Annotated in this window: 1 pseudogene; it reads left to right on the top strand. The window is 31.0% G+C overall.

The annotated features are described in order from the left end of the window. Positions 1 to 561: pseudogene (locus tag L8W69_RS09260) on the top strand (methyl-accepting chemotaxis protein); the annotation flags it as partial.

Genomic DNA, 561 nt, shown 5'->3' with positions numbered 1-561 from the left:
GCCAAAGCCATCAATGAAAACATCACTAAAACTAAAAATGCATTAGAACAAGATGCTAAAGCAGTAGAACAATCAGTTGATACAGCTAAAGAAATAGAAGGTGGTAATCTAACAGCAAGAATAACAGCAATTCCTGCTAATCCTCAATTAATAGAATTAAAAAATGTATTAAATGATATGCTTGATGTATTACAAGCAAAAGTTGGTTCTAATATGAATGAAATCAATAGAGTATTTGATAGCTATAAGGCATTAGACTTTACTACTGAAGTTAAAAATGCTAAAGGTGGAGTTGAAGTAACCACTAATGTATTAGGTCAAGAAATAGTAGCTATGCTAAGACAATCATCTGAATTTGCTTCTTTATTAGCAGATGAGAGTGGTAAATTACAAAGTGCTGTTAAAGACTTAACAGATTCTTCATCTTCTCAAGCTTCTTCTTTAGAAGAAACAGCAGCAGCATTAGAAGAGATTACTTCTTCTATGCAAAATGTATCTCATAAAACTAGTGAAGTTATTGCTCAAAGTGAAGAGATTAAAAATGTTACTTCTATAATAGGT

Source organism: Campylobacter sp. CNRCH_2016_3089 (genome assembly GCF_025772505.1).
GTDB classification, from domain to species: Bacteria; Campylobacterota; Campylobacteria; order Campylobacterales; family Campylobacteraceae; genus Campylobacter_D; species Campylobacter_D lari_D.
This window is presented reverse-complemented; position numbering and strand designations above follow the sequence as displayed.